Source organism: Nocardia sp. NPDC019219 (assembly GCF_040632645.1).
Taxonomy (GTDB): domain Bacteria; phylum Actinomycetota; class Actinomycetes; order Mycobacteriales; family Mycobacteriaceae; genus Nocardia; species Nocardia sputorum.
Map to the genome: position 1 here is coordinate 557708 of NZ_JBEYCG010000001.1, position 26781 is coordinate 584488.

Annotated in this window: 11 protein-coding genes; 5 read left to right on the forward strand and 6 right to left on the reverse strand. The window is 67.4% G+C overall.

Annotation, left to right across the window (positions count from 1 at the left end; all coding sequences use genetic code 11):
- Nucleotides 1-29 precede the first annotated feature (29 nt).
- From ABZ552_RS02585 to ABZ552_RS02600, 4 genes are all read right to left on the reverse strand, one after another.
- The gene (locus ABZ552_RS02585; RefSeq protein WP_357435291.1) at nucleotides 30-14771 is read right to left on the reverse strand and encodes a LuxR C-terminal-related transcriptional regulator; all 14742 of its coding nucleotides are present in this window, start codon (nucleotides 14769-14771) and stop codon (nucleotides 30-32) included.
- Nucleotides 14771-16492, reverse strand: coding sequence for a hypothetical protein (locus ABZ552_RS02590; RefSeq protein ID WP_357435293.1), 1722 nt, complete (start codon nucleotides 16490-16492; stop codon nucleotides 14771-14773). Before ABZ552_RS02590 ends, ABZ552_RS02585 begins: the two co-directional genes overlap by 1 nt.
- A gap of 191 nt (nucleotides 16493-16683) precedes the next feature.
- Nucleotides 16684-17292: a hypothetical protein gene (locus tag ABZ552_RS02595; RefSeq protein ID WP_281876567.1), complete on the reverse strand. Its 609-nt coding sequence runs from the start codon at nucleotides 17290-17292 to the stop codon at nucleotides 16684-16686.
- Between the two features lie 247 nt (nucleotides 17293-17539).
- On the reverse strand, nucleotides 17540-17869 hold the full coding sequence (locus tag ABZ552_RS02600; RefSeq protein WP_281876568.1) for a hypothetical protein: 330 nt from the start codon (nucleotides 17867-17869) through the stop codon (nucleotides 17540-17542).
- Nucleotides 17870-18511: 642 nt separating this feature from the next.
- On the opposite strand from ABZ552_RS02600, the gene ABZ552_RS02605 reads away from it, so the two are divergent.
- The 4 genes from ABZ552_RS02605 to ABZ552_RS02620 are packed head-to-tail and all read left to right on the forward strand — an operon-like array spanning nucleotide 18512 to nucleotide 22765.
- Nucleotides 18512-19561 carry a helix-turn-helix transcriptional regulator gene (locus ABZ552_RS02605; RefSeq protein ID WP_281876569.1) on the forward strand — a complete coding sequence of 350 codons (1050 nt, stop codon included), beginning with the start codon at nucleotides 18512-18514 and terminating at the stop codon, nucleotides 19559-19561.
- Complete coding sequence (locus ABZ552_RS02610; protein WP_357435295.1) at nucleotides 19558-20997, forward strand: pyridoxal phosphate-dependent aminotransferase; 1440 nt, start codon at nucleotides 19558-19560, stop codon at nucleotides 20995-20997. Before ABZ552_RS02605 ends, ABZ552_RS02610 begins: the two co-directional genes overlap by 4 nt.
- Nucleotides 20998-21005: 8 nt before the next feature.
- Entirely contained in the window at nucleotides 21006-21989 is a 984-nt protein-coding gene (locus ABZ552_RS02615) for a hypothetical protein (RefSeq protein ID WP_357435542.1), read from the forward strand.
- 8 nt (nucleotides 21990-21997) lie between these two features.
- The gene (locus ABZ552_RS02620) at nucleotides 21998-22765 is read left to right on the forward strand and encodes an SDR family NAD(P)-dependent oxidoreductase (protein WP_281876573.1); all 768 of its coding nucleotides are present in this window, start codon (nucleotides 21998-22000) and stop codon (nucleotides 22763-22765) included.
- On the opposite strand, the gene ABZ552_RS02625 is transcribed toward ABZ552_RS02620, so the two are convergent.
- Nucleotides 22766-23404 (reverse strand): methyltransferase domain-containing protein, encoded by a 639-nt coding sequence (locus ABZ552_RS02625; protein WP_357435297.1) that lies wholly within the window; start codon nucleotides 23402-23404, stop codon nucleotides 22766-22768.
- Nucleotides 23405-23513: 109 nt separating this feature from the next.
- On the opposite strand from ABZ552_RS02625, the gene ABZ552_RS02630 reads away from it, so the two are divergent.
- A complete protein-coding gene (locus ABZ552_RS02630) occupies nucleotides 23514-24929 on the forward strand; it encodes a hypothetical protein (protein WP_357435299.1) in 1416 nt (471 codons plus the stop codon).
- A gap of 797 nt (nucleotides 24930-25726) precedes the next feature.
- On the opposite strand, the gene ABZ552_RS02635 is transcribed toward ABZ552_RS02630, so the two are convergent.
- Nucleotides 25727-26752 carry a stage II sporulation protein M gene (locus ABZ552_RS02635; protein ID WP_281876576.1) on the reverse strand — a complete coding sequence of 342 codons (1026 nt, stop codon included), beginning with the start codon at nucleotides 26750-26752 and terminating at the stop codon, nucleotides 25727-25729.
- Between the last annotated feature and the right edge of the window lie 29 nt (nucleotides 26753-26781).

Sequence of the window (26781 nt, forward strand, 5' to 3'; positions counted from 1 at the left end):
GCGGAGTGAGCAGTGCCGGCTGCGGTCTTTCACGGTCGCCATGACCGGAGAATTTCGAGTTCCGCCCGTGGCGGCAGCAGATCGGTGTGACCGGATAGCTGACGCACCTGGATCACGGCCTCGCTGAATTCGGTGTCGATGAATTCGATCAGTTGCGGGGTGAGTTGTCCGGCGGCAGCCAGCGGCGCCAGCTTGACGGTGTCGTTCATGACCCGCTTGAACTTCTCGAGCCGGGCAAATTTGACCATGTCGGGGCCGCCGAGTTCACGAGGCACCTCGATCCCTGGAATGAGATGGCCCAGCCGGGCCCAGTCGTAGGCGCTCGGACCGTTGACGGCGAGTTCCCAGTCGAGCAGGGTCACGCGTAGCTCGTTACTGATGAGGAAGTTTCCCTCGTTCGGGTCGGCATGCAGGATGTGGTGGCGGGACTCCCGCATCGATCGAGCCTCATCGATCAGCGGTTCGAAAGGATTGCCGCGGAGCAGGCCGAACTCCTCGAACAGGTGACCGAAGCGATCGAGGTGCCGTCGATAGAAATTCTCGGTGTACCAATCGATATGATTCAGGTACCACCCGCCGGTGTCGCCCTTGGCGACGCCTGGTGGGGTCAGTTGATCCAGCAGCGGATGGTCCTCCGGCATCGCGCGCAGCTGCTCGTGGATGCTCGCGAAGGTCCGCAGTATCAGACCCTGATGGGACCGGATCGTTCGCCGGTCGGCTCGCCGGAACGTCTCGGCGAGATTCTGTCCCCGCGCGAGCCTTTCGATCAGAATCGGCGCCGATTCGTCGATGACGCGCCCGTCCGGCATGCGGCCGGTGAGGACTTTCAGTAGTTGAGGTGCGTTCCGCACGTATCGGGAGATGACCGGGAGGGTTCTGTGCTCAGGTCCGAAACGTGGATCGTAGCTGTCGGTATCAGGTCGACCGATGCGCAGGACTAAACCGAGGTCTTCGAGGAGGACGGTCGTGTTGTAGGTTCCCGTCAGGGCGTCCTGGAGCAGTGGTTGTGCTGCTCGGTACACCGTCAGGCCCTCGTCGTGAGTCATGGCGTATCCCCGGCTGCCCTCGAGGGGGCGGTATTCGTGCGCGGAGAGCAGCTGAGCGAGATCGCGGACGGTCGTGGGCGTCTCGATCAGCGGAGCGGCTGAGCGGCTTTCGGCGTCGGGTGCGGATTCGATATCGGCGCCGCGTCCGACCATGATCAGTCCGATGGTGTTCGGATCGCCGTTCCGGTCGCGGTGGGGATTGAGCGTGTACACATGCTCGGTGCCGATATCGAGCTGACTGGCGGTGGGTAGCCGGTCGTCGGCCGAACCAGGAGCGAGAACGATCTGGTCCACAGCTCGATCGAGCCACAAGGTATTAGCGGCCGCGCGCAGCACACCGATACCGTCGCCGTGCCCGATCGCGGTGGATAGCCGTACCATTCGCGACCAACTCTCGTCGCGGCTGTCGAGGGCCAATTCGCGGGTTGCGTCGTAGGTCATGAGTTCTCTCGCCACGATCTCCCCGGCTACGTCTCGGGCTTCGATGACGTTGTCCATCGGCATGGTGTCCGGCCCTGCGGCGTGCGTAGGTGCACCGCTCCCACCCGGTAAGCCGACGGTGAACATGATCGCTACGCGGGCGTCGGGGGGCGCATGCCGCTGCGCTTCCTCGTACTGCCGGCAGGCGATATCCGACCAGTTCGACGGACCGGTGATGAGCGTGTCGGTTCCGGTGACGTTGAACGCCATGAAGGATGCGCTGTCGGCTTCGCCGATCGAGATGACAGCTCTGCCGGTGCCGCCTTCGGCGATGGGATCGTAGGAGATCAGCAGCACTGGTGCCGGACCGGAGCCGGGGCTGCGGAGCCCGAAGGCGCGGTGTCTGACCTCTGCCAGTTGCTCGCGCAGCGCGGCGAGCTGATGCCGGATTTCGGGGGCGAGCCCGGGGGATTCGAGATCGCGGGCGAGCGATAGCCGATTCGCCAGATCCCGCGCCCGGTATTCGATGCCTGCGGCGGCTCCGATGATGTGGGGATACTGTCTCAGCACCGCCAACTGCATCTGCGACACCGAGAAGTCCGTGGCTCCCGCCAGCAGGGAACCGATCGTTGTGTGCCCGCCGGTCCATCTTCCCAGCTTCATCCACCTTCCCAGCTTCATCCACCAACGCATGTTCTTCGAGACGCTGTCGAAGGTGTCCTCGAACAGATCCGGGGAATCGCTGTGGCGTAGCAATGACGAGATGCCGACTTCCGGTCCCCAGAGGCTGTGCAGCAAGTCCGCTGCGGTTGCGGCGAGGGCACGCTCGTCATCGGTGATATCCCAGTCCCACGGCAGGACGGGGTCCAGCCGGTGCTCCCGAGTCGCGTATTCGATCCCCGGATGCTGACTACCCAGTCCCCACAGCGCCCGCACTGCCCAATGAAATGTCCGGTGTAGGTGCGGCTCCGATCCGATGCCGAAGAAGTCCGATAGCGCGTCGTGAATGCGCCGCGCCCGCACCTCGTGCGATCGGCGGGAGTCCGCGGCGATGATTTCTTCGTAGAGCCTGTGTATGTCGTCGGCGGCTTCCTGGAGCGAGTAGATGGCAATGTGGTTCGCGAAGCGAGTGGTGGCCTCGTTCAGCAGGTCGTCGATCTGACGCAGGTAGTCCAGTCCCAAGGCGGAGTTGCTGGTGGGGAGCAGGTAGAACGCCGCATCGAGCAGATGCGGCAGAGCAGTCGCTGCCGTCGCGGCGAACAGCCGGTCGGAGCCGGTTCGCGCCCGATCGAGCGCAAGGGCGTGGATGGGCAGCGACTCGAAGATCGTGGCGTACCTCGGCGAGAAGTCCTCGCTGGATCGCAACCGTAGCAGCGTGTCCATGACATCGGCCCACCGCGCGACCATCTGAGCCATCGTCGGGGTGCGCACGTCGTCCAGCACGACGGACTGCACAAGCCGCACATGTTCCGCATCGAGGGCGCCATCCGGCGGGAATGCATCCTCCTCAGACCAGATGCGGTGCCGCCCGGCTTCTTCGATATGGCGTGCTACCTCCTGGACATGCGCCGGGACCGTGTGATGCATGGCATCCACCGACCAGCGGTGCCCTGCGGCCGTACGGCTTACCGCGAACGCGGCGTCGAGCACGGCGGTCATGCCGGCGTGCAGGTCGGCGACGGTGCTTCGGTTCGCCCGCAGCCAGGACCCGAGCGCGAGCAAATCCCGGTAGGTGGTCGGCGTGTTGGTAGGAACGCTGTCGCCGAAGCGGCGGGCCGCTTCCGCCACGATCGCGCCCAGTAAGCGTGCCGGGTTGGTCACGCGGTCGGTCACCGATGGCGGTTTGCCGCGATGAATGGCCGACAGCTGTCCGGCGACCCGGTCGGTGAAGCCGGTCAGCAGGTGGTGGAGGGAGTCATCGGAGAGGCGTGCGGCCCAATTCCACAGGTTGTCGAATGTGGCCTCGACCCGAAAGGTCGACAGCGCAGCGCTGGCGATTCGCTCGGCTTCTCTTCGTCCACCGCCGAGGGCGCCGTGCGTGTCGTCCGCATTCGCGGCATGGGCCACCACGCCCTCGGGCAATCCCCGCGGCACGCCGCCGAGGTGATTCGCCACCGCCTGTGGCGGATCGAAGCCGAGTCCATCGAGACCACGGGCACGGTGCGGCGGAACATCCAGCGCGACAGCCGGATCGAACGCGGCCTGCGGATAGGCGCCCGGACGGACTGCTTGCGCTCGCCCGACGGTGCTCGGGCCGTGCACCCCTTCTCGCGGATCGACCGTGGGCGCGGGACGGCTACCGCCCCGGAGTACGCCCTCGGGTGGTCGTGCGGGAGTGCCGCCGCGCCTGGCGTCACCGTCACCGACCTCGTCGTCTCGAGCCGCGCGCTCGTCGAGTTGCTGCGCGGGGGCGGCTTGGGCGTGGTCCGTTGACGTCCCAGCCCGTGGTGCGGGCGTGCGGGCGCCAGTCGTAGGTGCGGTCTGCGCTGGTGCGGTAGGGGGGAACCGAGTGGCGCCGTCTCCGGCGGGGCCCGGCGGAACGAGCAGCTTGCGGCCGCCCAGGCTGCTGTCCACTGCGGGAAGAGTCGCAGCGGAGTTCCGGCAGGCCGCACAGTTGTCCAGGTGCTCCTCGATTTCGGCCCCTACCTTTCGGCCCAGGCCTCTGAGTGCCCACACCCCGAGCTGCTCCATCGTGGAGCGGCATGAATTCGGCAGGTGATGGGATAGTTCGTGGAGCAATACCCGGCCGGCTGCGACACCCTGACGGCGCAAGTACGGACGGACGACATCATCCAAGTACTGGACCTCGAGCGGCTTGGAGGCGATCTTGTCGAAGATGGCAACCGTCAGGTAGCGCGTGAGCAGGAAGTCGGGCGATTGCGGTTCCAGCTCTCGGCAGCCGGGATAGTGCACGGTCCACAGTGCGTCGTGGCTGAACATCAGCCACAACGCGTACTCCTCGGGAGTGAGGACGGGATCACGTCCCGCCACCATGAGGTGGTAGCCCTCGGCATAACGACCCGCCACCATGAGGTTGTGCCCCTCTGCGCGGAGCAGACGACCTCCGACGTAGGCCATTTCTCCCCGGCGAATCTGCTTGGTCTGGGGCAGCTCGTCCCCGGACACTTTCCTCCAGAACTTCTCGAAGGCCGTCATCTCCTCGACGTCGGCGCGATTCGCCTCGCGTACCTTCGCGTCGGGGTGCATCGTCCGCTTCTTCTCGGCATCTGTTTCCCCACGACCCGGAATCACCCGTCGTTGCTGGATCGTCGCGGGTCCAGGAGTCGCATTGGGCGCCTTCAGCAGTCTCTCGGCTCCGAGAGTCAACCGTACGGCCGCGTCGACCCCCGCATAGAGCGGGGTCCGTCGAATCGCCCGCCTCCTCATCCAAGCTTTTCGCTCGCTGCTTTCGATCCATTCGCGGCCGGACGGCTCACCTTCCCGGGGCAGCGGGAATTCCCAGAAGTAGGAAAAGATCTCCTTCCACGGGCGCAGCCGCTCCATGAGTTCTTCCAGAGAGGGATCGGCGGGCAGCACATGCGCGGCAGGCACGATCAAGCGGTTGGTCGGGTCGGCGGGCACGATCAGGCCGGCGGGAGTTATGCGAATGCCGCCGCCGGTGCTCTCGCGGGCACTTGGCTGTCCGGGGCGTGGAGCCGGTTCGTGTTCACCCCACTCCTGGCCGTTTTCGGGGTTGTGGTGGAACGCGAGATGGGCGTCCTTGGGAATGATCCCAGACCTGCGCACCCCTGCGACGTGCCGGAAGCGCTCGGGGGCGAGACCGGCTGCTACAGCGGGGTCGACGTGCGGGTCGACATGTCCACTTTCGACCTCGACCGCGTAGGTGTGCGGCGCGGAGCGGCCAACTGGGCTGAGGGGACCCGGGATCGGCGCGCCGGTCTCATCGAAGAACATCGCCTGCGCGCCGAGCGGTGCCGGCGATCGCGTGGACCGGACGTGATTGGCACGCAGCACACCCTCGACCGGGTTTCGCAGCTCGATCCGCGTGGTCCCGTCCGAGGAGAGGCGGCGCACCAGCAGGTAGGGATCTCCTTCCGGCGGGACGACCAGTGCCGAGACACCGTCTCGATTGTCCGGCGACTCGTCCCACGCCCGTAACCGTGCCTCGATCTCACCGGCATGGGCGAAGTGCTGCGGCTGCCCGCCGGTCGCGGCCGCCAGGACATCGACTGTCGTATCCCCCGGACGGGGACTGGACGGTATCGCGATGTCATTGCGGCCGGTGACGTCACAGAAGTCCTGCACGAGCAGCGATATATCCGGATCGCCGGATGCTTGTCGCTGTGCCCATCGCGCCAAGAACTCTGCCGGCGACGATCCGTCACGTGTCACTGTCAGCCAATGCAGCACTCGCGCCGGATCGGTCAACGGCAAGCATGACTCGACCGCGCCGGCCCTCGCCCCTTCCGCCACACCCTCGATCGGGTCGAAGGTATCCGTCACGGGGTGCGAGAACGACAGCAGCGAGTAGTGGGGGAGCAGCGCAAGCCACTCGGTGTACCCGACATCGGCCGGTATCAGATCGAGTTGTCGGTAGAGCTCATGGGCCGCTCGCAACATCGCCGGCGCGAGGTCGTGGAGCGCCCAATTACCCTCGTCCGCTACGACGTGGATGAACTCATGGTGTGTCACCTGGTAGATCATGTCCTCGGCCGACTGCGCCCAGCGGTGGTCGGCGACCTGATCCGCCCACGCCTGTGCGAACTCCGGATCGGTGAAGATCTTCTTGTTGAGCGTGACAGTTACGTAGTAATCCTTGGTGTCGGGAGTCGTGGTACCGAAACTCTGGGTCAGGCCGAAGCCCTCGATCTCGTCGTCGAACACGAAGTACCGCAGAGCGAAGCGGCTGCCGTGTTCCGCGATCCGATCGCGCAGCGCACGGTCGACGGATTCGACGGCTTGCACTGTGACAACCGGATCCTCCCAGCCCGAGAAACGGATGCGGTGATCGTCGAACAGTTTCCGAACGATACGAGTCTTCGTGTCGAGATCTCCTCGGGGCGGCGGCTCGATGAAGCTGTCGCCGCTCGATTCCGGTCGCGGCTCGTCGAATCGGGCCCAGACCTCGCCCCACTGCTCGACACCCGACACGGTGGCAGAGTCGAGCAGCCCCCGCACCTCGGCTCCCACCTCCGCATGGCTGAACAGCGGCGCGTGCCACGTGAACATTCGGATGTCGGGAGATCGCTCAGGACGGTATTGGTCCACGTCGAACGACACGCAGAGCGATCGGGCATCGGCCTGCGTGGACATCCGCAGCATGAGCCGAGCCTTCATGTCCTGCACGGCCGTCTGTTCCTCGTACCATTCGACGCCAGACCGTTGCAGTGCGCGGGTGTACCGCTCCATGTACGTCATGGCGTTGCGCCCCGCACCGCGCACCAACTCGGATGCGGCTTCGATCTGATCCCGATCTCGCCAGCCGCACTCGCGCATCATGTCAGCGACCGCCGTCGCGACCGCCTCCAAGTCCTCCTCGGTGCGCAGACCGTCGGATGCGTAGAGCGGAAAGAATTCCAGCGTCAGATCCGGATTCGAATGTCCCGCAGTCGCAGGCAGCTCTCGTACCGCGGCAACGGCAGCCTCGTCCGGATCGAGTCCGCGCTGTTGCCATCCCCCGGAAACCCAACCACCACCATCGATGTGGAGTTCACCGAGTTCCTGTCGCCGCCCGCGCATCTGTTGCCGTTTCGCGAGGTCCGAGGGGCCACCGTCCGCGAGTGCGCCGGCGCCGTCGATGTCGTCCCAGGAAGGGACGCTTGCCTGCCCGATCAGGCCGACGTGCTTCGTAGCGCGTTGTGTTCCAGGCCGCTCGGGTGAGTCGGTCGGCTCGTGCTCGGACATCGGAGGCCGGCTCTGGTGGTTCTCAGAAGCCGGTGGGTTGGTCGTGCCCGGAGGTTCTGTAGTCGTGCGCGGGATCGGCGGCGCGACGGCCGACGGTTCGTCGACGTCGTCGTCGGGCGGTAGCGCACCGGCATCGACGGGTCGTAGGGCCCGCCCGCGGGTCATATCCGGATCGCCGGGAACGATGTCTTCGCCCAGTTGCCACTGTCGAGACGCCAACGTGCTGCGACCACCCCGGCGGGTCAACCTCAGCGCATGGGTGGTTTGCGCTGTGAAGGGGGGATTCTCCGGATCGAACACCGCCTTCGGCTCCACTGCCTGCCGATCGTGTATCCAGATCTGTTCACCGTCGTTGTACAGCAGGAAGAGATGCCCGATCGTCGCACCGACCGGGCGGGCATTCACCAGCATCCCTGCCCCGGGCCCCAGATCGGCCAGGAAGTGCGCGACTTCACCGAGACCGCCATCGAACCGCTCGTGGTGCGCTCCGGCCAGCCAGGACACCGCCGCCGCCGGAACCGGTCCATCCGCGTCCACCGGCTGCTGCACGTCGAACCCGAGTTCCTCGGCATCCGCGAATGCTCCTACCACACAGGGTGGATTCACAAACTCCTCGGAGAGTGCTTCGGTCCGGGCTGCTTCGGATCCCACGAACGCAGGAGCCGGGGACTCAACGGTCGTCGGCGTGCCGGTTGTCGATGCCTGTGCCGCTCCCGCGAGCCCCGGATCGGCGGACGCAGAATCGCGGGCGTGGTCTCTGACACAGCGCAGTCGTGCGACCACGCCAGGATGCCATTCGGGGAACTGGTACTCCTCGAACAGCGGGAGCAGCCCCTCGACGGCGCGCAGATATCTGTCGATCTGCGACCGGCTGCGGTTGTGGGGCAACCACACGTACGGGTCTTCGGAGTTCTCAGCGACCACATCGCTGACGTAGGGCTGTGAGAAGGGGCTCGAGCTGGGATCCACCGGCGCGCGAAACGCGAACGCATGGTCATAGCCGTACAAGCGATTCCGGTCGCGCATCCAGTTCATCTGCCGGTCCCAGTTGTTGATCGCCACATCGAGGAGACCCAGCTGATCTGCGTCCGGATGGCCGAGCAGGGCTTCCATAGCGGAGATGGCCCCAGGGTCATCCATCGTTCCCCGCACGGTGATACCGGGCAGCCACGGCATCCGTACGGCGCTGTCGTCGCCATCGACCGGAAGCACCGGCGGGACCGGCGCCTCCATCGCATGTCCGACCGCGGAAGCCAGGATTTCTGCGGCGCGGGCGCTTCGCGTCAGCGCGCTCTTCTCGACCACAAGGAAACCGTCGGGGTAGGTGAGCAGTTCGGTCACGCTGTTCTGCGTGAACATGTGCGCGGGCGCGGTGCGAACAGGTGGACCGGAACGTTCGGCCTCGGCCAGTCGTGCGGCGAATTCCGAGGCGGACATCATGCGACGAGGCACATTGTCATCGACGGCAAGATCCGGAGCGTTCGCCGTGGTGCTCGGAGTGCCCAGACGGCGAAGCTCTCGCAAGGTCTGGTCGAGCGATCGGGGGAATCCAGTCGGCTCGGCGAGCCAGATCAGCGCGTAACTACGCATCATGCGCGCGTATTCGTGAATCGGCAGCTCCGGATGGGCAGCGGTGACGGTTTCGTACAGCAATGTCATCGTTCGGGCGGCGTGCTGCGCCGGTTGCCAGTGGGGCAGACGCTCAGCGACGCGGGTGAAGGCGCGACGGGCCTGGTGAAGCAGGTCGAAGGCCAGTCCGGTATCGCGGGATCGAGTCAGATAATGGGTCGTCACTGCGGTCAGATCGGACAGATAGGGTGCCGCGGCGACGGCGAACTCCTGCTCCGAGCCGGTTCGCGCACTAGCGAAGGCTTCCGCTTCCTCCGTCAGGGATGCCATGGCGCGGGCGAGTTCGGAATCGAATCCGAGCTCGGACCTCGAGGTCAGATACTCGTCGACGAACTCCGACCAGTCCGTTCCGCTGGTCTCCCGTACCGTTTCGAAATGCAGCCGCAAACCTTGCACCTGCTGAACCGCGGCGGCGGTGAGTCCGCGGTGTTCCGGATCCGCCGCGCTCCGTGGCGAAAGTGACGACTCCGCCGACCACGGGACGGAACCGAAGGATCGTTCGATCTTGTCCACCGAGCGGCCGAGATGTTCTGGCACGCTGTGCATGACGTTGAAATCGTCGACCATGATGGACCCGCGCGCGCCAGCCGAGCCGGGCGTGTCGAGCGCCAACGCTCCGGCCACGGTGAACACGGTGTCGGCCGCCGCGTACAACTTTCGGACAGTCGGGAGCTGAGCGGCCAGCTGTCGGCTGACGGCGAACAGGGTCGCGTAATCGTGGATCGGGCCGGCGTGCGTTTCCGTGCTGAGCCGGTGGCTCTGCTCCCACATGACGACGCTCAAGGCCCGAGCGGTTGCCACCACTTCCGTTCCCGGCGGAGGTGCGCCGCGCTCGAGCGCGTCCAGGTGGGCGGTCGCATCGGCATGCAGACGGTCGAGCAGGTGGCGCGCGTCCGCGTCGGAAAGTCCGGCGGCCCAGGCGCGCAGATCGGCGTAGTCGGCGTTGCGGAAGTCGGGAGCCGAGGACGGTTTCGGAGTCGAGGTCTCGTTCTCGGCCGATTCATGATTCGGCGTCTCGGGCTTGCCGGGCGGCTCGTGGTCGTCGGGCTGTCCCCGCTCCCCGCCTCTCCCAGCATCTTTCGCATCGGGTTGTTTGCCGCGGGCGAACCCGCCCTCGGTTGGCTCGCTCTCTCCAGCACGATTCCACGGTGTGGTTCGCGCGGCCTCGGTGGTCGGCGGCGTAGTCGCCGCGTCGGGATGACCGCTCCATGGAGTAGTCGGACGCGGCTGTGCCGCCGACTCCGTATGGTCGGCCGACGCGTTCGACCGATCGGTAGGCGGCTTCCGCGCTGATGAATTGTCCGGATCCGGTCGAGAATGCACCGCAGAACCTCGGTGGGCGTCGCTCGGGGACTGCCTGGGGCCGCTCTGGTCCGAGGCGTCGCCCCATTCCTCGCCGGTGTCGGGGTCGCGGTTGAAGCCCATCGCCCAGAGCGGCACATCGCGGGGTACGTGCGCCGCGATCGGGCCTGGATGATCTCTGGGAGAGAGCCCGAGTGCGGCCGCCGGATCGGCGTCGTAGTAGCTGTCGACTGCGCCGTGCGGTCGGGTCGACTGTCGTCCACCCTGGGCACCGCCACCCGTTGACAGCTCGGCACGGGTGACCGGGGCGGGATCCGCCAGCGGGAGATTGCCTGTGCGCAGTGCGAAAGCCACCATCCCCGCGCGGTGATGGGTACCGAACTTCTGGTTGATGTTGGAGACGTACGTCTTCGCGCTCTGTCGGGTCAGGCCCACAGCGGCGGCTATCTCGTTGTCGTTCGCGCCTTTCGCGACCAGCTCGAGCACTTCTCTTTCCCGAGGCGTCAGCTCGGGCCGGGCGGTGCCGCCTGCCGCACGCGCTTCGATCGGAGGAATGACGCCGGTGCGGATGGCGATTGCCACCGAGCCGGCTCTGGTGCCGACGCCTAGTTTTCGGTTGATCCTGGAGGCATAGGACTCCACAGTCTGCGGTGTCAGTCCGAGGTCGTCGGCTATCTCGGCGCTGGTCTTCCCTTCGGCGACGAGAGAGAGTACGTCGATCTCGCGTGGAGTCAGTTCAGGAAGATCCCGGCCGGAATCAGCTTCTTGTGTGCTGCGAGAGAGGACGTCCGTACTGACGGCCACGGCAACCATTCCGGCCCGGGTGGTGGAGCCGAGCATTTCACCGGCGCGCTCCACGAGAGAATTCACCGCGGCCACCGAGATGTCGAGCTGCGCCGCGATCTCAGGGCTCGATCTGCCGTCCGCGACCAGAGCGAGAGCCTGGATCTCGCGCTGGGTCAGCCCGGGAAGGGGCGAACGGGCGCGAGCCGCGCCGTCCTCGAGCGTTCGCGGCAAGATGCCGCTGCGGATCGCCGCCACCACCGCTGTCACTCGATCCTCGGCGCCGAGCTTGCGTTCGATGCGCACCAGGTGGGCCCGGACCGTAGTCTCCTTCAACCCGATCAATACGCCGATCTCACGGAGTGATTTGTCCTCCGCGACCAATCGGAGCTCGGTGAACTCGATATCGGTCAGCGTCCCGGTGCTATCGAGCGGCTCCATCGGCAACAGCCGGATGAATGCCTTGACCGCGTCACTCTGCAAGGGCGAGAGTTCCTGACCGTTCTCCACGGCGGATACGACGTCGATGATGCGTCTGCGCACCAGCGGGCTCAGCTCGCTGAGAAGGACAAGATCGAGCGGTTTCATCCGCGCCAGCGCCTGGCTCACCGGGTGAAGCTCCCCTGCACCCTCGGTTTGCCGATAGGCGGTGGTGATCCCGTCCTTTATCCTGGTGAAATCGTGTGCTGGACCGAGACTCTCGCGGCCCTTGGCCTGCGCCGGCCGGCCCAGCTTCTGTGTGTGACCGGAACGATCAGCGGAATTCTGCACATCGGAACGCACGTCCGGCGGCGGCGTCGGGACAGGTCTCTCGGCCGCCTCTACCGGCGGTGGCGGAGGCGGCGGTGGCGGTTGTTTTTTGCGGCGTTCGGGTTTGTCGTCCGGCTCGCCACCCATTCGGGCGACCAGGCGCTTTCCGTCCCTCTTCTTCGATAGCGGGGCGGGTGAGAGGCTCGGTACTCCGCCTATAGCGGGCAGACGGCTGGGGTCCTCGTTGTATTCGAGCGAATACGGGTTCAGTCGTGGGGTAGCCGGTTTCTGCGGAGCACCCGGTGTTTCGGCGTTCGGTTCGGTCGCGTACCGGGACGCCATCGCCGCCGAGTCGGGTGTTTCGCCCAGCCCGGCGTCCAGATCAGTTTCCGGCGCGGCGAGATGGCGATCCGACAGGGGGTTGGCGATGTCCGGCTGGCGTGGCGATGTGGGGTCCGGGGTGCCCTCGGGGTCGTCCGGGTTCTCGAAGGCGCGGCCCAAGCCGACGGAATCGTTGGGTAGGGGAGTCGAAGCGCGTGGGCGCGGGATGACGGGGATGGCGTCGGCGGGTGGTTCGTCCTCCAGCGGGTAGGAGACGCCAGGGACGGTGACGTAGTCCGAAGCCGGTTTCTTTTGGACGCTGTGGTCGCGCGGGTCTTGCTGGACGCTGTGCTCGCGGGGGTCTTTTTGAACGTTGTGCTCGCGGGGGTGGTCTACGACGGTTCCCGGGGGTGTGGGGAATTCTTCTGGGCTGGTGTCGGGTTCGTCGCCCGGTCGGCCGGTTGCGGCGGTGGGGGCCGATGGTGTGGTGAAGACCTGGGAGGCGGGCGAAGCCGATGTTGCCTGCGCACTCGTGGGGGCGATAGGGCCGTGGGCATTCGGTGTGGGGCCCGCGAGCGGGCCGGTGTTTTGCGAACCGCTGGGCGGGGTGGGGCCGGTGGGTGGTTTCGGTCCGCTGGTGTGCGAGGTGCCGCTTGTCGCCGCCGGGGTTGCCGTGGCCGCCGGCGGTGCCGTGGCGGTCGCCGGGGTTGCCGTGGCCGCTGCGGGTGTTGCCGCGACCACCGGGGTTGCCGTGGCCGCTGCGGGTGTTGCCGTTGCCGGGCCGGCCGAGTTCACTGCGTTCGATGCGACGACGGGGCTGTGCGCTTCGGGTGTGGTGGCGGTGTGCCCCGTCGGCGCGGAGTCGGCTTTCGGTATCGCCGCACCGGCCTGTGCGCTGAGGTCGGGCGTATCGGTCCCGGCAGACACTGCGGGCGGGGTATCCGGAGCCGACTGTACGTCCCCTAGGACGTTGTCCGTTCCGATGTGAGCCGAAGGCGATGCTGTGGCGTTTCCGGTGGTCTGCTCCGGTGTCACCAAGTACATCTCGCCGGCCGGTCCGTACTCGATCATCAAAGGATCGGTGTAAGTACTGCTGCCATCGAGGACTTCAGCGCCGAAGGTGGGGATGTCCGGCTGTGTGATGGTCCCTTCGGTGAGCACATCGGTGCCCTGCTGGTCCGGACGCACCTGAGGATCGCTGATCTGGAACTGACGGGCCGGAATCGTTGTGGCCGGACCGGATTCGGGAGGCGCGGCCACCGCGACCGAGCTGCCCGCGCGCGCGGCCGGTGTGTTGCCCCAGGCAGGCCATGAGCCGCCGCGGCCAGGAGAAGACGGTGCCGAGGGGTGCGATGGTCCTCCCGATGGGTGGTCGGGCGCATTCCCGGATGATGTGATTCCGCCGCTTCCGTCCGGCAGCTGCCCCGGGCCGTCACCTCTCAGGAACGCGACGAGGGCGTCGCGCTCCGGCCCCTCCGGAAGATCGTTGAAAAGGTCGCGGAGGATCTGATCGCCCTCCGCCCTGATCGCGTCCGGCATGTCCCAATCCGCGGAACCGTCGCCGAAGCCGCCTGCGGAACGTCTCGATCCCGGCGCGTCCACCTGACTGGTGGTGGAAACAGGTTCGGTAGTCGCTGCCTGCGTCTGGGGCGGCCGACCGTCCCCGGGCGCGGAAACCCTGGCCGGTGGCGCGGCGTCGGGCGGTCGACCCGGATCCGCGGACGACACCGGTTCGGGTGCACCGGTGTACGCCCCGGCCCGCACGCCTCGCACCGATGCCCCGACCGACCCGACCAGACCGGAGCCGAATCCCGTCCACACCATGGTGGCCAGGTCTTTGCCGCGCAGTTCGCCGCCCGTCAAACCGAACGCGGTCAGCCCACCCGCCAGGCCACCGGCCATACCGCCCACACCGCCCGCGGCCACGGTGCCGAGCACCCGCCCACCCGCCCGGATCGCCCCGGGTGCGACGCGCCGCCCGACCTCGACACCGATAAGACCGCCGACAGCGCCTGCCGCCGCTCCGATCCCGACCTGCTGCCAATCCACCTTCTCCCGGTGGCCTTGCGCGATCTGCACACGCTGCGCGACATACGGGACACCGCCGCCGATCGCGGTGCCGAAGAACACGCCCTTCGTGGCCAGCATCAGTCGTGGGTGCTCCGCGACGAACCGCGCCGCCTTGCCCAGCATGGACAGCACCAAGTCGCGCTTGGCCAGTTCCATCCCCGCCCTGGCCTCGGCGCGGTCGGCGACGGCCTTCACGATGCTGCCGGGCGGGGGCATCGCCATGTCGATGATCACCTGAGCCAGCAGCGCTCCGGCGATGCCGATGATGACGTACTGCTGGTACTCGATGGCCGTCGCGTTGTCGTACAACTGCCGGGCCATGGCGTTGTTGAAATCGATCTGCGCCTGGATCTGGTCGATGATCTTGCGGTACTGCTCCCGCATCGCCGTACCGGTCTCGCCCTCGACCGCCTTGTCCAACTGCTCCAACGCCGCTTCGAGCCGATGCAGTACCGGCACGAGCGCGTTCGCCGCGTCCGACCACGCGTCGGCGGTGCGTCGCATCGCCTCCGGATCCCCCTCCGGAAAGTGCCCCAGCACCATGGTGGTCAGCCAGTCGGGGAAATAGTCCGGAATGGCCACCATCAGGCGCTCGACCGCCCGCGGGCATGCTCGACGACCAGGCGATGCAGTACTTTCGCGGGCCCGCAGGCTCCCTCACCACGCAATTCGACTTCGGCGAAAGCTTCTGCCACCGCCGCCCGAGGGTCGAACCGGTCGCCTCGGAAGCAGGCGCGGATCAGCTGGGCACGCCACTTCCGGTAGCCGCGGACGATCGTGGCGAGCGTGACCTCGCGGTCCCACGGCCCGCTGATGCGCTGGTACTCCATCAGCAGCGAGCGGTGCGCCGACTGCCGGACACCAGGAGCGGTTCCCGCTGCGAGTATCCGGCCGAGGTCGCGCACGATGGTCGAATACATCGGCTGTTCCGCCGATCCGGCTACCCGCTCGCCCGATCGAACCGCCGTCTCGACCTTTTCGGCCAGCAGCGCCGGATTCGCCAGCGTCATTCGGTCGAGCAGGATCCGTCCGCCGGTGATCTCTTCGTTTTCCTCGTCGTCCGCGCGATCCAGCACCACGCGAGACACCCCGCCGTCCCGCAGATCGGTGATCTCGATCCCGGCCAGCTCGATGAAGGGATATTTGCCGAGGATGCCGTCGATGGCCGCCGCGATCTGGTCGACAGTTGGCCGCAGCACGCCGGAGGTGTCGAATCCGGTGATCCGGAGACCGTGGCGGGCGGCGAGTTCCTGTGCGGCGGCGACTGCGCTCGGGTCGGTGCGTACCCAGGAGCGCTTCGCCTCCGTCGGTATCGGCTTCTTGCGCGGTTTCGCGTCCTTGCCCGGCTTCCCCGATTTCGCCTCGCTCGGCTGGGGACCCTTGCGGCGCGGCGGAAAGGCCTGGCCCTGGGACGGACCACCGGCACCTCGCGACCACGGCGTGCCGGGAGCGTTTCGCATCCACGGTGACTCGGTAGGTGGCCTCGTCCACCGGGTTTCCGGTGTGCCCCGACTGGCCGAGGGCTGGGGCGCGCCGGGTTTGGGTGCCGCCGATGGGGCTGGATCGGCGGTCGAAGGGGTGGTAGGAGCGGGAGACGCCGGGGTTCGCGCGGCGGGCGCGGAGCCTCGCGCGATCGGCGTCGCCCGGTCCGGAACCGACGGCGTCGGGTTGGAGTTGGGGTACGGCTGCTGCCCGGTGGACCCGGGACCGTCGGTCGGACTGTAGTCGCCGGGATTCGTTCGACCGGGCGCGGCCGGGTTGGACGCGGGTTGGTAGCCGGTCTGCTCGTTTCCCAGCGCAGCCGCCGGGTCGTCCGCCGCGGCGGTGGGATTGTTCGCCGCACCGGCCGGGTCGTCCGCCGAGGTGGGCGTGGCTGCGTCCCGGGCAGGATCCGGATCGGCGGCCTCCGGTGTGGAGACGGGTCGATACGGTGCCGCGCTCTGCCATCGCGGCTGGTCGAACGGGCCGCTGCCGACCGGATCGGAGCGGAACGGGTCCTGGTTACGGAGTTGGGAGCCGAGGTTCTGGTCTCGGTCCTGCAGGGCTTCGCCGCTGTCCGCGACGCTGCTGCTCATACCCCGCAGATTGTGAACCAGGTTCTCGAAGCCGGTGACTCCCTTCTCGGCCGCGGGCTCGTAGCTGTCACCGAAGACCCGGCCCGGTTCGTCGTCACCCCAGCATTCGCCCTCCGCGGCGAGCCTGTGCTTCAGGCGCGCGAGTTCCCCCTGCGCCGCGTCGGCGATGGCGGCCAGTTCCGGGGTCAGGGCTCGCAGCAGGTCCGTGTCCACCCGCAACACTCGACCCATATCCCGGCAAACCCTTCTCCCCGCGTCAACGACACCGAGAGAAGACATTGTCCTCTCGGCTCATCCCGAGGTCCGTTTCACTTCTTCTCGGTGTTGAGAATTATCGGAGGCGGGATGAGCTCAGTTGTGTATGTAGTTGCCGCGAAGTATCTGGATACGCCATGCGACCGCAGGGCGCGCGGTCGCACCGCTCAACCTCGGGGCGAACTCAGCATCGGCTGGTGCAGGTCGAAGTAGGCGACGTCACCCATGAGCGCGTTCTCCTCCTCGAACAGCGACCGCAGATCGTCCGGTACCTCCATATTCTCGTGTTCGCGAGCCTCGGATTCGGAGGTGAAATACAACGTCTCCACGAATCCGTCGTCCCCGTAGGTCGCCAGCGTGCCGCCGAGGATTTCCGGGCGCAACTGGTGCACTCGATCGCCGGTCTGGGTCAGTAGCTCGCGCATCCGGCCCGCGTCTCGCGTGTGGCCCTCCATGACCTGCACGAAACCGGCGCGGTCGGAGCCGCCACCCATCCACTCGGTGACCTCGGCGCAGTCCATGAACGTGACCGGACCCTCGAAGCATTGCTCGGTCTCCCGCCACCATTCGCCCTGTTCCGGGCGCTCGCTGTTGCGGCGCGCCGCTTCCGCGGATTCGAATCGGGCCAGCGCGATGAACGTGCCGTCGTCGCACAGCCCGCTCGTAGTGCCGAGATAGCCGATGGCTCCCGGCTGCAGTTCCTCGTTCCACCGATCCATGCATCGCCGCAGCCGGGCCGGGTCGGCGGCCTTGCCCTGTATTACTTGGATGAACATCGGTTCCTCCTCGAACGGAGTGATCGCTCCGCTTGTCGCCGGGCCGTCACCTCGTGGTCCACCGAGCGCGGGACACCGCACGGCCCGCGAGCGCGGCCGGCGCAAGTCAATCGTTCGCCGACCGGTTGCGGCATGCAAGGCCGGACGCGGTCATATCGGGAGTCGAGCGATCAGTCGAGGAAAGCGCGGGACCGCGACGGTTGGGTGGCGCGTCCGGCGCCACTGTGGCGAGCCGGTCTACGCCGGGTCAGGCGGGCAGGGGCGTATGGGTGCAGCAGGCGGCTTCGTTGTCGCGTTCGGTGATGCGGACGTACAGCCGGATCAGCACGTCCCGCAGGGTGACGCCCAGTTCCGCCGCACGGATGGCGGCCAGTTCGAGGGCGAGATCGCTGGTGATGGTGCCCGGATCGCTGAGCATTTCGTCGAGCACCATCCCGCTCACCGCCTGCTCGCGGGTCAGGATGACGGTGGGTAGCCAACTGAGCTCCCATGCCGCGCCGGAGGAAGAAGGAAGCAGCCGTGCGGTTTCCGGGGTGATGTCGCTGGTGATGATCGAATCGGTGATGTCGAGTGCCATGATCCGCTCTCATTCACTCTGTTCTGGATGACGCGGACCCGCCGCCGGGTGTGATGACCGTGCTCGGTCACGGCCCGAACGCGGTGGAGTCGTCCGTGCCTGGATGGTTCGGTGCCCGAATCGTCGGGAGGTCGGGCGCGATGGCGTTGGGGTGGGATGGTCACACCCGGCCGCAGGCGTTGGGGCCCGGACCGCGCCATGACGAGGTATCCGTATCCGGCACCTCCTAGAGTTATCGGGCCACCGAGGTCGGGAAGGAGGAAACCCTTTGCGCCGACACCGAATTGCGGTGGCTTCGAGAACCAGGCTAGGTACGGCCACTGCATGCTGTCAACGAAGCTTTAACGCTTTGTGATGATATGCGGTGAGCCTCCATGCTCGAAAATAATCAGAGCGCCCAAAATTCATCGAAGTTTTGCACGACTATCCGTTCCCACTGCGGGATGGAACTCGTGAAGCCCGTTTCTGAGCCTATGTGGCAGTCTTTTCTTCGCAAGAGTGATCGAGCAGGCGGATCTCCGGTTCGCAACGAAATCGTGTGAACGCGATTCATCGCACGCCTCTTGACATTTGATGATTAGAATGGCGCATCGTGATACTCCGTGAGCATGAGTATGCACTGCGCAGGATGGGAGGCACGGGATGGCTGACTCGGGCTCGGATGAGCAGGTCGGCAACCTGGTCCGCAGGCTACGACTAGAACGCGGCTACACCCAGGCCGCGCTGGCCACCAGGGCGGGCTGCTCCCGCAGTCTGATTCAGCAGATCGAGAACGGCAGCCGGATTCCGCCGCTCGCGCTACGGGAACGCCTGAGCCTGGCCCTCGGCGCGGAACTGCCCACCGACGGCAGCGCCGACCCCGCGACCGACCCGACCAGCAGCGCCTACTACGACCTGCGGATGCGATTCAACGTCCTGCTGGGCAAGGACCCCGAATTGGTCTCGCGCGCATTGGGTATCGCGCAGAGCCTGATCGACGCCTCCGGCGCGCGAGCGGAAATCGAGCCGCTGCGCCTGGTCGCCGATCGGCAATTGGAGCGCGCCGAGGAGATCCTCGCGCAGATTCCGTCGCGCAGCGCCACGGTATGGGAATGGAACACCGTCACCGACTGGCTGACGATCCTGGAACAGGCCACCACGTCGGTGCGCGCGATCCATACCGCCGACCTGGGCACGATCGGCGGCGACGTCGGCGACGACTATCACGCGGCGATTCTGCGCCTGGCCGACAAGACTCATCCGCCGAAGATCGATGTGCGGCGGATGTATGTGCTGGACGACATCTCGGATGTCTGGCCCTATGACGACAAACTGTGGAAACAGGCCCGCTCGGGCGTGGAGAGCGTGCTGGTCAAGCGCGAATACGCGCGCAACGCGCAGAGCATGCTCGTGGTCGACGACCGCTACGTCGCGGTGGGCGAGTACGACTACTCACGCCAGGCGCGGGTCGCGACGCGCTTCTCCGTGTTGAAGCACGATGTCGCGTTCGCGGTCCGGCGGTTCGAGAAACTCTACGATCTCCGACGCGCCGGAACGGCCATCGTGGTCGACCAGATCGTCGCCGAGCCGCCCCTGGCGGAGTTCGAACGACTCACCGAGGCCAACTGCCGCAGCCTGTTCCGCGCCGCACTGCAGGAGAAATGGAACACCATGCCCGCACCGGGAGACTCTTCAGAAGGCGAGGTTCCGTGACTCAGAGCCAGGTGCTCACCCTTCCGCTCGCCGACCTGGCGACGCTGACCAACCGCTCCGAGGCCAGGAAACGGGAAGTACGCGGGCGGGTTTCGCGGGACGCGTGGTTCGCCGGGACCGGCGGCCGCCGCTACTCGGGCGTCATCGACGCCTACCACGGGGAAACCGGCCGGGCCCCGGACGCGCACGCCGTCGCGGCGCTGGACCGCGCGTGGCGGGAGAGTCTGCACATCGCGCCCTCCGCGGAGTACCTCGACGGCCGGCTCTACGACAAGCGGCAGCCGCTGATCCTGCGCGAGCTGGCAGCACGCAAGCTGTTCGAGCGCCTGTCGCATCCGGTGGAAGGGGTGCCCGGCGTCCGGGTGCGCGCGGAGGAGGTGATCGTCTGCCCGTACTCGAGCACGATGCTGCTCGAGGAGGCCGTGGCCACGCTGGCCAGGCCGGGCGGGGTGATCGTCTGCCCGGAGGGCTTCTACAAGAGCTCCAGCATTCATGTGGAGAAATTCGGTCTGCGGATCGTGTCGTGCCCGGTGGGCTCGGACGACGCGTTCAAGATCGATCCCGCCCGGCTGGCCCGCTGCCTCGACGGGCTGCGTGCGACCGGCGAACTGTGCGGCGTGCTGCTCACGCTGCCGGGTAATCCGGTGGTGGCGGACTACACCGCGACCGAGCTCGCGGAGATCGGGCGGGTGCTGCTCGACTGCGGTGTTCCCGTCATCTGCGACATGGCCTTCGACCGGCTGGTGGCCTCACACATCCCGATCGCCGCGCTGCACGTGGAGACCGAGCGCGGCATCCGGCGGCTGTACGACGTGATGCTGACCGTCACAGGTAACTCCAAGGGCTACAACGCCTTCGGTCCCTGCAAGATGGGTGCGGCGTGCACCGGCGACAGCGCGTGGCTGGAGCGGATCCGGGAACGGCTCACCATCTCGTTCCAGCGCGAGACCACCCATCTGGCTCGCGCGATCCTCGAGCACACCCCCGACGACTACTTCGATCGCAACCACGCGCTGATGCGCGCGCAGATCGAGCGGGCTTGTGCGCATATCGCCGCGATCAACGCCCGGCTCGGGACCGGCGTGCTGCGACCGTTGGGCAACCCCGAAGGGATGTTCGTCTCCGTGGTGTTCGATCGCGCGCTGCTCGACGGGGCGGGAGTCCGCACGAGTGCGCAGGTGGAGGACCTGTTGCTCGCCGTGGCCGGCGTCGACAGCGTCGCGCTGGACCGGACCGGTTCGCTGCGTCCCGGCGTCCGTCTGAACGTCCTCGCTCCGCGCAAAGCTCCCCGCCAGGAATCGCCCGCTTTGATCGAGGAACTCTTCGACCGGCTCGAGCAATTGATCCGCGACATCGTCGGCGGACTGACCTATCGCGACGCGCTCGCCGATCGCGGCCTGACCGCTCTGGTGGCCGAGCGCAGGGCCACGCGGTGATCGTCGGGGTGCTGCGCGAAACCGCGCCGCGGGAGACTCGTGTGGCACTCACTCCCGACGACGTGCGCACACTTTCGACGGAGGGACTTCGAGTCCTGGTGGACGAAGGCGCCGGGCGCGGTGCGGGTTACGCCGATGCCGCGTACAGCGCTTCCGGGGCGGTCGTCGTCGCAGACCGGGCGACGGTCTTCGAGCGCGCGGACATCGTCGTCTGGGTGAAACCGCCTGCCTTCGAGCTGGATTCGATGCCGCTGCGCGCGGGAACGACGCTGCTCGGCTTCCAGGATCCGCACTACCGTCGCGAGGAGATCGACCGGTTGCGCCGCCGCGGCGTCGAATCGGTCGCCTTCGACGAGGTGCCGCGTGACGACACGACCACCGAGATCGATGCGCTGTCGACCATGAGCCGGATCGCGGGCGCGGAGGGTTACGCCGAAGGTAGGCGACTGCTCGCCTCCGAGCGACGCACGCGCCCGGTCCGTGCTCTCGTGCTGGGGTGCGGCGCGGCCGGGCTCGCCGCGATCTCGGCCGCGCGTGCGTTCGGCGACGAGCAGCCGGTGGCGATCGGCAACCGCCTCGAACAGCGGGCGGCCGCGGTCGCGGCGGGCGCCGGGCGATTCGTGCCGAATCAGGACGACAACGCGGCGGTGCTGGAGACGCTCGCCGCCACGCCGCCCGACCTCGTCGTCTGCACCGCCGTGCATCGCGGATCGCCCGCGCCCCGCCTGCTCGGGCAGGCGGAGCTGGACCTGCTGGGCCCGGGAACCGTGATCGTGGACTTGGTGGCGAAGGCGGGCGGCAATTGCGTCGCGACCGTGCCGGACCGGACCGTCACGCTACCGAACGGCGTCGTCGTCACGCATCGCTCCAACTACCCGGCGGGTCGTCCGGCGTCGGCCAGCCGGGCGTACGGCGCGGCGGCGGCGGCCATGGTGCTGCGGATCGCCGGGAAGCGGCGAAGTCCTTTGCCGCTCGATGAGAACGTGTTCTAATTTTTGGCATGCGCAGATTTGACGGCCGCCGCGTGGTGGTGACAGGAGCGGGATCCGGCATCGGTCAGGGCATCGCCCTGCGGCTGCTGGACGAAGGGGCACAGCTGGTCGCCGCCGACATCGACGTGGCGGGCCTGGCGGCCACCGCGGAAAAGGCGGGCGACGGCGCCGAACGACTGCGAACGGTCGAGGTCGACATCGCCGATCCGGAATCGGTGCGCACCGCGATCGCGACGGCGCTCGAATTCCTCGGCGGGCTGGACGTGCTGGTCAACGCGGCGGGCATCCTGCGGCCCGCGCGCACCCACGAGATGCCGCTCGAGGTGTGGGACCGGGTGATCCGGGTGAATCTCACCGGCACCTTCCTGATGACCCAGGCCGCGCTGCCCGCCTTGCTGGATACCGGGCGCGGGGTGGTGGTCAACCTCTCCTCCACCGCGGCCTTCAGCGCGGCGCCCTACCTCGCCTCCTACGCGGCGTCCAAAGGCGGCGTGAACGCCTTCACGCACGCCATCGCGCTGGAGTACGCCAAGCAGGGTCTGCGCGCGGTGAACATCGTCCCGGCCGGCATCACCAGCGGCATCACGACGAAATCCATCCTGGACCAGCCCGAGGGCTTCGACCCGCAGCTGTTCTCCCGGATGACCGGCTGGCTCAACAAAGGCGCGCTCGGTTCTCCCGAGGACATCGCCGGGGTGGTCGCCATGGTCGCCTCCGATGACGGCAAGTACATGACCGGCACCGAGATCAGGGTCGACGGCGGCGCGCTGATGTAGTCAGCGCGGCGTGGCCACCAGCAGATGGTGCGGGATCGGCGTGCCGGCCGGCCGCCGATGCTCGACCGCGCAGCCCGCCCGCTCCAGCGCCGCGATCACGTCCGGCACCGGGCGCAGGGTGAAGCCGTACGAGGTGAACGGAAGCTTCGCCATCGCGTCGGGATCGCCGATGCCGATCACCAGGCGGCCGCCCGGCCGGACCACCCGCGCGAGTTCGGCGCAGGCAGCCGCCAGGTCCGGCACGAAGTAGACGGTGTTGACGGTGATCGCGGCGTCGAGGCCGTCGTCCGGCAACGGCAGCGCGGTGAGCGACCCCTCGAGCAGCCGGAGTCTTCCGGCATCGATGGCGCCGCGGTGACTCGCGCGGGCGCGCGCCAGCATGTCGGCGGAAATCTCCACGCCGTGCACGACCCCGCCCGCACCCACGCGCTCGAGCAGCAGAGACAGCCCCGCTCCACCACCGAAGCCGACGTCGGCCGCGGTGCCCCCCGGCGCGAGGCCGGCCGCCTCCACCGCCCCGGCGATGGCGGCCTTGTTGCCGCGATTGAGCACGAAGGCGACGCCTTTGCCGAGCGTGCCGTGCGGATTTCCGAGCTGACCGGCGAGAGTGGACAACAGGCGGGCTCGGACGGAGTTCATGGGCGTCATCGTATCGAGCCTGGCCTTCCGGGTGGGGCGGCGATTGTCCGAATACTGTTTCCCCGGTGTCCGTTCGGATACCGCGTTGTCTAGCGAAGGACCATCCGCGATGCGCCGACCGATGACTCTCCTCGCCGCCTGCGCGCTGGCATTGCTGCCCGCTCTGCCCGCCTCGGCAGCCGGGCCGTGGGGGCCCCTCGGGTCGCCGAATCCCTTCCTCGGACCGACCGGCACCGCCACCATGCACGGCGACGCGGGGTCGTCGGACGTGACGCCGCTCGCCGGGCCGGGCGCCGGTGCCGCGGCGGTCGCCGCGTACCCGCTGGCTTCGGCGTGCCCGACCCTGCTGGAAGGATCGGACCGTCTCGTGGTCGCGTTGTGCACCGCGATCGCGGGGCAGACGCCGACGGTGCATCTGCTCGATCCGGCGGCGCCGGGTCCGTTGGCGCGATCGCTCGCCGCCTTGCCGTTGACCAAAGGCAGTTTGCTCGGTGGCGTCTACGCCTACCTCGACCAGGACGACCGTCTGGTGGTCGTCGACGGTTCGGACCGCTTGCTCCGAGTGCGGCACGAGCGTGGCGCGGCGGGAACCTGGCGGCTGATCAGCGAAGAGGCCGCCGATCTGAGGCCCGTGATCCCGACCGGGGACAACGTGACGGGACTCGTGCCGGACTGGTCGGGCAATGTGTGGTTCGCGACCGGCCGGGGAGTGGTCGGGTTCGTCACCGCTGCCGGACGGGTGGCCGAGTCGACGTTGCCTCCGGGGGAGCAGGTGGCGAACAGCATCTCGTCGGCCCCGGGCGGACAGGTCGCGGTGGCGACGACGCATGCGCTGTACGAACTGCGCGTCGGCGCGTCCGGTGTCCCGGAGATCGCGTGGCGCGCGGCCTACGACCGGGGATCAGCCCGTAAGCCCGGCCAGCTCAGCTGGGGTACGGGCTCGACACCGACCTACTTCGGCCCGGCGACCGGCGCGGACTATGTGACCATCGTCGACAACGCCGACGAACAGGTGCACGCCCTGGTGTACCGGACGGGCACAGGAGAATTGATGTGCGCGGTTCCGGTGCTCGGCGAAGGCGGCTCAGGAAGCGAGAATTCGCCGGTCGGCATCGGCCGCTCGGTCTTCGTGGCGAGCACCTACGGCTACCCGTATCCGGCGCTACCCGAGGGGGCGGGACCGGCGGTACCGCCGAGCGCGCCGTTCACCGGCGGGATGACGCGCGTCGATGTCGCCGACGACGGATGTCATGTGGTGTGGGAGAACAGGGTTCGCAGCGCGGCCGTACCACGTCTGTCCACCGCCGACGGCGCGCTCTACACGGTCGCGCGAGTCGGTCTCGACCAGACCACCCCCCTGGACGGGTACGCCTTCACCGTCATCGATCCCGAAACCGGTGTGGTCACCGCCTCCCACCCCCTCCCCGGCACCATCATCGACGACCCTTTGCAAACCGCGCCGCTGATCACCCATGACAGTCGTCTGCTACAAGGCACGGTCACCGGGATATTGCGCGTCGGTTGAGCGCTCTTGTCACCTCGAAGATCACCGAGGTCTACCCGGCATAGGCCCCGAACTGCCGGGGCCCATCGAGCGATCTCCTCAGCCGTTGCGCAGCGCCCTCGTATGTGACGTGTGTCTCTCCAAGTGGCATGTGGCGGCGCCGTTTTCGCACGGCTCCGGGGCACGGTAACGGCAGGTGAGGCGAAGATCACATGCCTCGTTATGGTTGCGGCCCAGGTGCTGAATCGAGTGGTCCGAGCAGGTGAACCGGAGGCTTTTCGCTCCCCGGTTAATGCGGAGCCTGTCGGGGAACTGGCCGGTCTTCCTCGCGTGCCGCTATGTCTTTACCCGGTTTATTACCGCGTAAACAAACTTGTGGTCTCTTTCTATCGGTGGGTGGTCAGCAACTGATCTTTTGTGCAAATGAACGTGCAGGTGGGAGGCGGTCTCAGCAAACCATGGAGGGGTCTATGCAATAGCTCGGCTAACGCCTCCGGAGCGTTCCGATCCATTGCCGGAGGAGGCTCCGGGAGAGTATTCCGGCGGCGTCACCGGAGTACTGCCGGGTTCCCGAAACTCCGGTCGCGCGAGTCGCATGCGGTTAGCTGGATGTGGGTGCCCGGAGGGTGCCGTAGGGGTTTGCTGGCCCGCTGCTTTATACGCTTGACCTCGGCGGGGAGGGTTGCGTAGGGATAACGATTGTGTAGAGTTGACGGTAACGCTGGCCGCAGCTAGAGCAGCGACTCGCTGCGGCCAGCGGAACTCAAAGGGGGGAGTTCCGAACCGATCTGGCGCCGCTTAGCTGTCGATTATCCCGATCACGCCGCTCTGCGTGTGCTGAATGTTGTCTGAGTCACACCGTCCGGCTGATAGCTCGCCGCCTCAGCACCCGAGTCGACCCGCTCCGTGACCGCGCGGCGGCCCACGACGAACACGTAGACCAGGAACAACGTCTCGGCAGTGAACCCGATCGCGAGGCGAATCGGGGTGGGCAGCGGGCTCGGCGTCACGAATCCTTCGATGAAGCCACACACCAGCAACACTCCGACCAGCCCGAGGGCGACCGTCGCGGTCGCTCGCCCTTGCCTGGCCACGGCCTCCACCCGGCTGAGCCGTCCCGGATCGATCAGCGTCCACCCGAGTTTCAGGCCGACGCCGCCCGCCACGAACACCGCCGTCAGCTCCAGCGTGCCGTGCGGAAGGATGAAGCCGAAAAACGAATCCAGCCGCCCCGCCTCGGACATCAGACCCGCCGTGACACCAAGATTGAGTGCGTTCATGAACAGCAGGTAGGCCGCTGGCAGGATTAATACGCCGGTGAACAGGGCGATCGCGGTGACCCACGCGTTGTTCGTCCACACCTGCGCGGCGAAGGCCCCTTGCGGATGCTCCGAGTAGTACGTCTCGAACGCACCGCCCGGTGCGGTGAGACTCCTGGTGTCCGCCGGGATTCCGAGAACGTCGCGGGCCGAGTCGAACCGCTCCACCCAGACGGCCAAGCCGGCCGATACGCACAGGAACACCGCGGCGACGCCGACCCACCACGGCCACGACCGGTAGAGCGCCGCCGGGAAGCGGTGGCTGAAGAACCGGCCGATCTCCTGCCAGGTGTCGGCGCGCGTCCCGAGCACCCGGCCGCGCGCACGCGCCAGCAGCGCGCTCAGTCCGGCGATCAGTTCCGGGTCCGGGCTGTGCGCCTGCAGCCGTGCCAGCTGCTGGGAGGTGCGGCGGTAGAGCAAAACCAGTTCGTCGACCTCCGCGCCGGTCAGCTTGCTCCGCTTGGACAAGTAGTCGAGCCGGTCCCACGCCCTGCGGTGCGCCAGGCTGTATGCGTCCACGTCCATTCGGTTGCCTCCCACTCCCGCCGGTCGCA

Excerpts from the sequence above, each read along its gene's own strand:
- ABZ552_RS02625 (WP_357435297.1), bottom strand. The coding sequence starts at position 23,404 with ATGAACTCCGTCCGAGCCCGCCTGTTGTCCACTCTCGCCGGTCAGCTC.
- ABZ552_RS02605 (WP_281876569.1), top strand. The coding sequence starts at position 18,512 with ATGGCTGACTCGGGCTCGGATGAGCAGGTCGGCAACCTGGTCCGCAGG.
- ABZ552_RS02620 (WP_281876573.1), top strand. The coding sequence starts at position 21,998 with ATGCGCAGATTTGACGGCCGCCGCGTGGTGGTGACAGGAGCGGGATCC.
- ABZ552_RS02585 (WP_357435291.1), bottom strand. The coding sequence starts at position 14,771 with ATGGTGGCCATTCCGGACTATTTCCCCGACTGGCTGACCACCATGGTG.
- ABZ552_RS02595 (WP_281876567.1), bottom strand. The coding sequence starts at position 17,292 with ATGTTCATCCAAGTAATACAGGGCAAGGCCGCCGACCCGGCCCGGCTG.
- ABZ552_RS02600 (WP_281876568.1), bottom strand. The coding sequence starts at position 17,869 with ATGGCACTCGACATCACCGATTCGATCATCACCAGCGACATCACCCCG.
- ABZ552_RS02635 (WP_281876576.1), bottom strand. The coding sequence starts at position 26,752 with ATGGACGTGGACGCATACAGCCTGGCGCACCGCAGGGCGTGGGACCGG.
- ABZ552_RS02590 (WP_357435293.1), bottom strand. The coding sequence starts at position 16,492 with ATGGGTCGAGTGTTGCGGGTGGACACGGACCTGCTGCGAGCCCTGACC.
- ABZ552_RS02630 (WP_357435299.1), top strand. The coding sequence starts at position 23,514 with ATGCGCCGACCGATGACTCTCCTCGCCGCCTGCGCGCTGGCATTGCTG.